Origin of the sequence: Maritalea mediterranea (genome assembly GCF_021568695.1) — a bacterium.
Classification (GTDB): Bacteria; Pseudomonadota; Alphaproteobacteria; order Rhizobiales; family Devosiaceae; genus Maritalea; species Maritalea mediterranea.
Genome location: NZ_JAKGTI010000003.1, coordinates 413,670 through 423,513, shown reverse-complemented (window position 1 = coordinate 423,513; position 9,844 = coordinate 413,670). Strand labels below are relative to the sequence as shown.

Below are 9,844 nucleotides of genomic sequence, written 5' to 3'. Positions count from 1 at the left end.
ACATCAGTCCAATGGCGTACGAAAAACTAGCGGCTTAAAAAGAGCATGGTCGTGTCCACTTTTTTAAGACAAGTCCAAATTTATTAGGACTTTAACCGGAGAGTTTTTAAATCTGCCTACTTTGCTTAATTATCATAATATTAGTTATATATAATATATAAAAGAAAAGTAGGCAGATTTAAAACCTGATTGTCCTACTCTCCCGGTTTCAGAAGATATTTGCCGGCAAGTTTGATTGCGCACCGCTATCAATTTCGCTCCACTAAACGCCATCAGCCTCGACAAATCAAAATAAACGCTCACCAGCGCACGTTTTTCATTCTTGCGCGCAAACAATTCATATTCTCACACGGAATGCGCCACAGCGCATTTATTTCGATCCTGGCGCTAATTCTGGCCGTATTCTCACGACAATTATCAGCCGCTCTCGTTTTCCCCACAATTTCATGCTCATTTTCGGCCTAAATTGAGATCCTTGGCTACGCACCGCCGCATTTTTTAAATCTGCCCACTTTTCTTTTATATAAGATATATAATAATAACTGATATTATTATCTTTAAGAAAATTTGGCGTGAATAATCGTCCGGTTAAGTTGCTCTTCAGCTTGATACCAACCAACCGGTTTACCTGCAAAGCAAATAACAAACAGTAAGCTCAAATAGGCGCCGCCAGCAAACGGTGGTGAAATGTCCTACCCCGGTTCAAAAATTTTTGCGAAGCGCCTGACAGCTTATTTATGGGCTTTCTAAGCGCCATCCAAAGGCGCTTAACGAAAATGCTTTATTCGCGTTGTTGGTTTGGGGCAACTGCCATATCGATTGATAACGGTTGGGCTCTTCCCAGCCCAAGGACGCCACCTGCAAAATATGTCCGACACTCTCAATCACACCACGGATTTGAACTGTTCGGCCATGGCTGTGCAAAACCTTGTTGGATCAACAATTGTCCAACATCCTGGCCATCTGAATTGTACATTTTGACAAGATCACGTCCATACCCACCTGTGCGGCCAGTATAATGGATGCGATAGCCAGTCTGCATGGCCTCAATCACCATCTGTGCGCCCTTTGCTGCGGCAACACGCTCTGCCGCACAACTTGCCTTATTATCGGTTTCAGCAGCATCAATATCCAAGAAGCGGAGTTTGCTGCCTTCTTCCCAAATCGTATCGCCATCCACAACGCAGGTAACTCTGCGCGCAGCCCTGTTGCCGCCGCTACACAAACCAACAGAAGGGCGGCTGGTTAATTCACAGGCCACGCCGTCGCTGTTCCCGTCATGGTGAGGCCAATAACCAGGCGCTCCTCGTTTGGTTTCAAAAAGACCAGCACTGGCAGCAGCATCACATCCGGCGGCAGCCAAAAAGTGCTTAACAGTTTGCGGCGGTGACCACCCCTTAGCGAACCACGAAACGGCAAAAAACGACACTGTCGCAATCATTGAAAAAATCAAGATGGTACGAACATCAACGAGTGACTTATCCGGCACACGGCTTGTGCGGCGATAGAGTTGTGGCATATCTAATCATAACCTGATCTGTCTGGAATTGCGCTAAATATGAGCAAACTCTAATCGGTCATTATCAATAAACCCTTTAGCTCCCTTCGGCAGATCTACCGTGACAAGTAGACCTTCACACGAGCCCAATTTGCTGGCACAATGCCTTCATACTTAAAACCAATTTTTTAGGAATGCTGGCATGGCAAATACTTTGCCGAGACGCTTATCGAAAAACCTGATGGAACTTCTTTACCTCATTGGAAGCGATGTAGAGCCCTATGAGATTTACATTCGCTCAGCAATGTCGCTTGGACGCCAACGCAAGGTACTGGCCCGCCTGCAAAGGCGATTTGGATTTCAATCGGTGAGCGACGTCAAAGCATTTTACAAATTGTACGCAGTTGAGATTTATACGCGCCTTCAGCAGTTAGATAGCTTTGCTATCGATCCTTGCGGTGGACCATTGAGGCGCGATGGCCACCCTGAACTCACCCAACAGGACCTTAAAGATATGGCGGTAATATTGCGAAAACTTTCGCATGCTGGCGCCAAATGACCTGAAAGCAACTACGTGAGTTCAGGGTGGTTTCAATTTTGCACGCTGCGTGTCGCACGTCCTTATGCGACTGAGGCACTCGCGGGCATGCGAATTGAATTTTGACAGTCGAAACTGCGCCTGATATTCTTAATTGGTCCAACCACAAATCATCCCCCTGATTTGGACATTGGACTTCTTTTAAGCCCGCTCGGAACCTCCCTCCCGTGCGGGTTTTTTTTGGGGATCTTTCGCGCCCCTCAAAACACAAACAAGCCAAGGTCTGAGGTCCTAATCCCAAACCTTGGCCCGTGGAGTAAAGATATGTGGTCATATCTTTGATCGCAATTTGCGGCAGGTTGGCTGGTCGTAACCCGCTGCAAGCGATCAGGCAAAAATGCCCACGGGATACTCTCATCAGTGACGCAAGTGTTCAAGTACCTATGAAATAAGCGCATGTTTATAAAGCTGGTTGCGAAATTGTTTTGTGCTTCAAAGAGCCTCCCAGCGTGTTCGAACGGCGGCTGCATTAACCTTACCAGCTATAAGAATAATTTTGTGCGCCACGCTGGATTGACAGGTCCAACCAATCTTGGTTTGTTAAGATTTTATTTATCAAATTTGGGGAATTTTCATGAAAAACATTTCAAGGTTTGTGGCTATCGGACTAACGGTATCTTTCCTCGCGGGCTGTGCATCCGCACCAAAGGATATTGAAGCCGCATATGTTTCACCAGTTCCATACCAATCAATGAGCTGCAATCAGTTGCGCACAGAAGCCGAGGCTGTTTCGGCGCGCGCTCAAAACGCGGCTGGCGTCCAAAAGAAGAAAGCAAACAACGATGCGGCTGCAACAGCAGTTAGTCTGGTCCTATTTTGGCCCGCAGCATTTTTAATTAAGGGGGATAGTGCAGCAGCGGCAGAGGTATCCCGACTGAAAGGCGAGATGAACGCGATCGAAACGGTTTCGAGACAAAAAAACTGCGGGATTGTTTTTAAACCAATAGCCTAAATGGTTACCTATTTGGATTGAGTGCTGGCCGGAAAGTGTTTCGGCCAGCTTCAATTGGCAGATACTCAAAATTAGCCAGCAATTGGATCAACACCCATTCTTAGGATGGCAGCTGAAATTAGAAGCGCGCTGCGATCATTGAGACTTACCAATGGGCGACGAGCTACAAAACGTCGACTGCACAGGAGATGAATGGCATGCAAAACAGCTTTTCGCCTGAAGTTATAAAGGAACTGGGATTCTACGTTTATAGATTAATTGACCCCAGAAATGGCGAAACATTTTACATCGGTAAAGGAAAGGGCAATCGCGTATTCCATCATATCGCGGGCGAGCTGGACACAAAAAACGAAGAGCTTAACGGCAAACAGACGAGAATATACGAAATCAAATTGATGGGATTAGAAGTGCAACATATTATCCAAAGGCACGGCATGGATGAGCCAACAGCTTTTGAAGTAGAAGCCGCACTTATGGACGCTTTTCCTGGCGCAACCAATATCGCCGGCGGCCATGGGAATTCGGATCGAGGCGCAGCCCATTCGGAAGAAATCATCCGTCGCTATAGTGCACCACTTGCGGAGCTAAATCACAAGATCGTTGAAATAACCGTCAATCGCCTCGCCACCGAAAGGTCAATTTATGATGCGACAAGATTTTGTTGGCGCGTAAGTCGAAATAGGGTTGAAAGTGCTGAACTTGTCTTGGCCATTGTTAATGGTCTGATTGTCGAGGTGTTCCAACCCTCTAGCTGGCTTGACGCAGTGCCCGAAAATTTTCCAAATTTTGAATTTAATGAAACCAACGAAGGTAGGCTCGGTTTTGTCGGCGAAATTGCTCCTGAAGACGTCAGGTCGCAATATATCCACAAGCGTGCTCCCAAACGCTCGAAAGGCGCGGCGAACCCAGTCCGCTATTGGAACATGTAATGAGTTTAAAACGAAGCTTTAAGTTCAATTGAAAAATCTTTGGGCGAACGTTGCCATGTAAGTTTTGTTTTGGCTATAACGATAAACCAACAGAGCAAACCCATTTACATCCTAACCGTAAACCCAAATAAAGGGGTGTCACCAATCAAAAAACGTGTTTGGGCGCCATCCACCGACTTGGTCTCGCTCATAAGGAGATGGCGACATTAGAGCTAGCACTAAGCCAAACAAAAAAATTCACCTTCGCCGCTGCAATTCTCTCCACCGATCGCAAACCAAAGGAAACCCACGCTCACGCCAAAACTCGCCACAGATTTCGCCGCTGGACATACCTCCATGCGCAAATCGTTCAACGAAGAAATTCGCACAAAATGCGAGACTGAACCCAGTTACCTCATAAAATGCATTTTCGAGAAGTCGATGAAGCTCGGGTTCACTGGATGGCAAACGATACCTCAGCAGATTTGAACGCAGGTTACGCCACAAATAGGGGTCTCCGCGTAGCCCCCACTGCTGGGGTTCCTCGTCAAATAGTTCACCAACCGATTTGAGCATCATTGGCATTACACCTTCTCATTGAGAAATCAACTTCCGTTCAAAATGGTCCTTTCGGCCCCATTTAGGCGTTCGCACAAACATCAGAATACACCTTCGCCAGAGCAATGAAGCGTACGCCTTTGTTTTTCGGCGTATCGATAATTTCGTCTGAATATGAGCAAAACAATGCCGTTAAATAGGTATCGCAAGTGCACAACTCCACAATGTTTTTTGAGGCGTTTCGCGCTCTCTGCAATTCAAGCATACGGCGTGTAATTTGATGGGCTTCGATAACTTGACGTGGTGAAATCTGTCGAACCAGTTCGTTAGGATGATCAAAGTCAAGCGTACGTAAAGCGTCCAAAAATGAGTGACTGTTTTTACCATTGTCTATAGCGCTAGTGCCGACACGAAATTGGCCAAAGTGTTTATCAAGAAACGCAGTCAACGCTTCAGGGTTGCTAAACCTATTCTGTCGATCTCGAAATTCGTCAATGCGTGACTTATTGGCCAAAATTAGGTTTGCAATAACATTGTCACCAGTCTTGGTGAGCATACCAAGTGAGGCGAGCGCAGATTTCTCATCGGCAGAGACCTGTCCGTTATTTGATTTATATCCGATATCGTGTTCAATCTCATTCCAAACGTGGGCCAACATACTCGTAACTTGAAGTTCACAACTATCATGCTTCAAGTTGGCATTATTGCCAACGAGATCGTTTTCTTTTAAACGAACTTGCAGATGGGATGCCCGATAGAAATTGTTTTCATTGTTTTTTATTCGTGGGTCATCTTCTTTGACCTCAAGTCCAAAATTTTTGTCTTTCGGGTGATGTGAAAAACAATCCCGAGCCAGATCCACAACCTTGTGCCGGTCATTCTCAATGTAGGTCATTACTCGAAGAGCCGCCAAGTCACCCATGGCTATAAACAAACCGCGCTTGGCCCTCAGCGCCTCGATTTTGTGTGAAAATATCTCTGGATGCGCGAGCCACTTTCTAAGCTTACCCTGAACGCTTTCTCTTGATTTAACGCGACCGGTGACACGCGACATGATCCCCTTTTTGGCCAACTCAAATTCTAGGCGTTCGGTGGCCACTCTGACAAGTTTCCCAATCCTGTCGGTTGCTCCGTCATACTCAGCCATACAATCATTAATTAATTCATTAAGTTCTTTTTCATTGAGGTCGGTCACATTCGCTCCAAAAATGCGGTGATGTAACTTAAAAAACTAGCGCGAAGACAAGATTGGTTGCAAGTGTCGCGAATTCAACTAGTTGATTTCCAGCCAACACGGTTGCACTTTGTATTGAAGCGCATCCGTCGAAAAACATTTTTCGCAGAATCCACAATTATGGAACCGACTTAAAAAACATCAATATTCAAGTGAAATATTCACTTTTTCGGGCGAAATCTGAGCTAGTTGGGCAATGTTAATTTTGGCTTCAGCAATGACCTCAGCGAGTGTTCTGCCAGTATAGGGCCCTGCTGTGGTCGTAGGATCAGCAGAGGGCGCTCCATCCCAATGACTTCCATCTTTAAGATAGCTGATCGGGGCATTTAAAGCTTTGGCCAATGCCACAAGATTCTCGGATCTTGGCTCTGTATTACCCTCTTCCCAGTTCCATACGCAGGTGGTGGTCACATCAATCATATTCGCGAGCGCCGTCTTTGAAAGCTTCATATTTTCACGAAGTGTACGCAGGCGGCCAGCAAACGAGAGAGCCTTGGACATCGATATTCTCCTTGGATTGTTTCCGTCAACGAGAATAACCATATAGAGAAAAATTAAATTTATCAAGTAAATTTATCAAGTTTTTTACTTAAGTGAATTTTAAGAATGCATTCCACTCTTTCATTTGCCCGGAGCGAGAGGGTTATAAACCAGATGATTGCATGGTGCTTAAATAAAGTTCACTCGACGCCACTCAATCAGCCTACTTGCGCATCTCAGGCGTTAATGCATATAGTTTTGTATTAGAAACCAACGGGTACCCCGCACAACCCGGCCTTAGTTTAATTTCGAGTTGATTTATGCGCTACTTGTCCGTACCACTTTTAATAATCAGCCTTTTTTTCATTGGTGCTCACTTGGCATATGCGGAGGGTTTTCGTGCAGCCAGCGATGAATGCATCATAATAATCGCTTCGCGCAAAAGCGCAGCTGAAACAAATGAGTTTCTCAGTGACCTGTCCAACAACTTCACTCCGCAGGTCTACTTAACAGACACAAACTGGTTAGCAATCACGGCCGGCGCCGTAAAAAAACACACGGCGCAAGCCAAAATAACGCGGTGGAAGAACGCTGGCCAAATTCCCATGGACAGCTTTTGCTCGAGCGGAAGATCCTTGATTGAAAAAGTCAGATTGAATGACGGAACAATCGATAAGGAATGGATTAACACCTATCTTTTCGCTGGTGTAGATTTCAGCATATTCAGTAAAAACGACTTACGCGCTCTTCAGGCAGCTTTGACACTGCATGGTGAATATGAAGGCCTAATAGACGGTGAATGGGGTCCACGTTCTCAAAGCGCCTTTGTAAGCTATGTAAACAATAATTACACCACGACACCCAGTCGCTTTCATATTGCGATGCTTGCGGCGGAGCTGGTTGATGAAATCGAAAAAGCCAACTGGACGCTACAAACCTTTCCTGAATCAAATCTAAGCCTACTTTTACCCAAGGGCATTGTTTCGCCGGAACGAGAGCCAGATTTTTACGCCTGGTCCAACCCCGACGAAACCTTAAGTATAATCGTAAGCCACGGCCATCCTCGTCTCACCGCCAGTATCCATAAAGAGATATTGAAAGATGCGCCGACGACACGACGCCCTATTTACAAAGTGCGAAACGAATATCGGTGGGTCACCGCAATTACATACGATGACGGCGGACGAGTTTATTTACGCTCTGACCGAAATGCAAAAAATTGGTCGAATGTGTTTTTATTTGCCACAGCTGAACATCGACACGATTTGGCTCTTATGGCGGCAAGCGTTTCAAATACAGATATATCGAATATTTACTTCAACGATGAAGGCTTTCTTTGGCAGCAAATTGAGTTTGCCATTTACGGCTCCGGTGAAAGCAAACCAGAGCAATCAGCAAAAGTTGCAGTTACAGACGAAAGCCCACGTTCATCAGGCACCGGTTTTTACATTAACGAGGCTGGGCAATTGCTCACCAACGAACATGTTGTTGAAAACTGCAGCGCTATTAGTGTGAACGCCTATAGCTATGAAATAACAGCTTTGTCGCCTGAGTTTGACCTGGCGGTTATTTCGCCCAAATTGAGTGCAGCTGACCCCACGAAGATTGCTCGTTTTTCACGTAACGAAGCAAAACTCAATAGCGATGTAACTGTCGCCGGTTTCCCGTATCTCGACCTTTTTCAAGATATCAGCATTACGAGAGGCGCCGTCTCCTCTCTTTCAGGAATACTTGGTGATCCGAGCCAGATACGAATTACGGCACCAGTTCAGTCAGGCAACTCAGGTGGACCGCTTTTGGACAAAGCAGGCAATGTGGTCGGGGTTATTGTTTCAAAGCTCAACGCACAGAAGGTTGCAGAAAATTTTGGCGATACACCGCAGAACGTCAATTTTGCCATCAACGCTGATGTTGCGAAATTCTTTTTGCGAAGCAACCAAATTCAGTTTCACGAAGCCAACAGTGCCGAAGCCCTCACCTCAACAGAAATTGCAGAGCTGGCATCTGAGTTTACTCATCCAATTTTGTGTTATTGAGCCGAGCCGCAAAAAGACCATTTCCGCCCCCCCCCTTTAAGCCCTTGTCTCGCTTTGACAACCCGCCTCTAAAGCATTCAATTGAGCAAATACCTCTCGGATTCAAGCTGGGAGCTTGCATATTCAAGTTCCCTCAGAATACTGGACCGATGGTCTTGATAGCCTTCAACAATCGCTGTTTCGGCTAATTCAAGATCGTTTTCCGCATCCCTTTTCAAACAGTCCAAATAGTACTCAACCTCGCTGACATAGTCATTATATTCGTCGACAGCTGCGTTAAAGGACTGAACATCGTAAACGTAAAATGTGGGGCTCGTTGGAGCAAAACAGTCTGGTTCCCAATCCATATAATAAGCCAGCGTAAAATAATCCAAAGATCCGGAACTCGAGGGACCTATGCTAAAAGCCAACATTAAAATACCGAACGCCCAAATATTAACTCTCAATTAAGTGTACCTCCCCATCCCGTCCAAATTCTGCATGACAAATTAAAGCGGCATAATGCCGCCGGCCGCTCAGAATCTTAGATTTTAGATTACATCATCACCGCATGCTGTCGAATTCAATCAAACTCACAAACCTTCGCATCCGCGCGCATTCCCATATCAGTCGAGCATATATCTAAGCTGTAACAATAATTTACAGCGAGTTGAATATGCTTAAATCACAACAAATCGTGGCCGATCGCGTCGCTGAACTCAAGCTTCAAGGCAAATCTCAAAAAGAGATCGCTTATGTGGCGGGTTTTCAAAATGCCAACATGATCGCAATGATCAAATCAGGCTCTACAAAAATAGCCCTGGAACGGGCACCAGACCTCGAAAAGGCACTTGAGCTACCCAAGGGTACAATAGGGCGCCAATTGCTCCTGGAGGAGCTTGGAAGCGATTTATATGACTATGTGCACGACGTGTTGGATACCAGCCTTTCATATCAAGAGCGTGAGATCATCAAAGCCGTACGTGAAGTCAAAGCCGCGCCCAAGTTTGACGATCGTGCCAAACGTATTTTGATCGAGCTTTTGAAATAACGGAATTGGGCTGCGATCGATATATGACGGTCGCAGTCCATCATCAATGCACGGGGACGCGCCTCCCCTAACCTGCCATGCCGAAGCTTTAAAGCCAAATAGCTATTTCTGTAAAACTGCATTTAGCTAAAAAGCTAAATGGCTATTAAGCTGTTTGATCCAAAAGCAATGCCGCGCCACGCCAAAACGCCGAGCACGTATGCCTGACGCCCCCGTGGAGACCAGCCTCATTCATTCGAAAAATTAGGAATGGCTGACGTTTGATCGGTCGGGATGCATCGACTTTCCGGTAGGGGTATAAATTGCGATCGGAGTTGATTTTATCGCGACCAATATTCCGGGCAACCCTCTTCAATTCGCTTTATAGCTAATTACAGATTTAGCTATTTGGCTGTAAATCTAAGCGAAGCCCTATGGAAAACCGCCCACAGCCAAGGGGATGCCGCTATCGTCCGCCACTTACCTAGCACCAATGCTCCTGCAACAGGACCTACACCGCACATTTAAAAGGCCGGAAATCACTTGCTGCGTCGACCGTTGTGGTATTCAC

8 protein-coding genes are annotated in these 9,844 nt (G+C 45.9%); 5 read left to right on the top strand and 3 right to left on the bottom strand.

The features are described 5' to 3' along the window. Positions 1–880 precede the first annotated feature (880 nt). Complete coding sequence (locus L1I42_RS14920) at positions 881–1,519, bottom strand: excalibur calcium-binding domain-containing protein (RefSeq protein ID WP_236115497.1); 639 nt, start codon at positions 1,517–1,519, stop codon at positions 881–883. A gap of 181 nt (positions 1,520–1,700) precedes the next feature. Between L1I42_RS14920 and L1I42_RS14915 the strand changes: the two genes are divergently transcribed. The 3 genes from L1I42_RS14915 (at position 1,701) to L1I42_RS14905 (ending at position 3,977) form a co-directional block, all read left to right on the top strand. Continuing rightward, a complete protein-coding gene (locus L1I42_RS14915) occupies positions 1,701–2,057 on the top strand; it encodes a hypothetical protein (RefSeq protein WP_236115495.1) in 357 nt (118 codons plus the stop codon). A 613-nt stretch (positions 2,058–2,670) separates the two neighbouring features. Next, the gene (locus L1I42_RS14910) at positions 2,671–3,048 is read left to right on the top strand and encodes a hypothetical protein (protein WP_236115494.1); all 378 of its coding nucleotides are present in this window, start codon (positions 2,671–2,673) and stop codon (positions 3,046–3,048) included. A gap of 197 nt (positions 3,049–3,245) precedes the next feature. After that, positions 3,246–3,977, top strand: coding sequence for an LEM-3-like GIY-YIG domain-containing protein (locus L1I42_RS14905; protein WP_236115492.1), 732 nt, complete (start codon positions 3,246–3,248; stop codon positions 3,975–3,977). Positions 3,978–4,596: 619 nt separating this feature from the next. Here L1I42_RS14905 and L1I42_RS14900 read toward each other — a convergent pair. Next, entirely contained in the window at positions 4,597–5,709 is a 1,113-nt protein-coding gene (locus L1I42_RS14900) for a RelA/SpoT-related domain-containing protein (RefSeq protein ID WP_236115490.1), read from the bottom strand. Between the two features lie 180 nt (positions 5,710–5,889). Then, positions 5,890–6,249, bottom strand: a complete 360-nt coding sequence (locus tag L1I42_RS14895) for a helix-turn-helix domain-containing protein (protein ID WP_236115488.1) — start codon at positions 6,247–6,249, stop codon at positions 5,890–5,892. A 299-nt stretch (positions 6,250–6,548) separates the two neighbouring features. Here L1I42_RS14895 and L1I42_RS14890 point away from each other — a divergent pair, with 299 nt between their 5' ends. Together L1I42_RS14890 and L1I42_RS14885 are read left to right on the top strand one after the other, a co-directional pair. After that, on the top strand, positions 6,549–8,264 hold the full coding sequence (locus L1I42_RS14890; RefSeq protein WP_236115486.1) for a S1 family peptidase: 1,716 nt from the start codon (positions 6,549–6,551) through the stop codon (positions 8,262–8,264). A 655-nt stretch (positions 8,265–8,919) separates the two neighbouring features. After that, positions 8,920–9,294, top strand: coding sequence for a hypothetical protein (locus L1I42_RS14885; protein WP_236115484.1), 375 nt, complete (start codon positions 8,920–8,922; stop codon positions 9,292–9,294). The last annotated feature ends 550 nt before the right edge of the window (positions 9,295–9,844 follow it).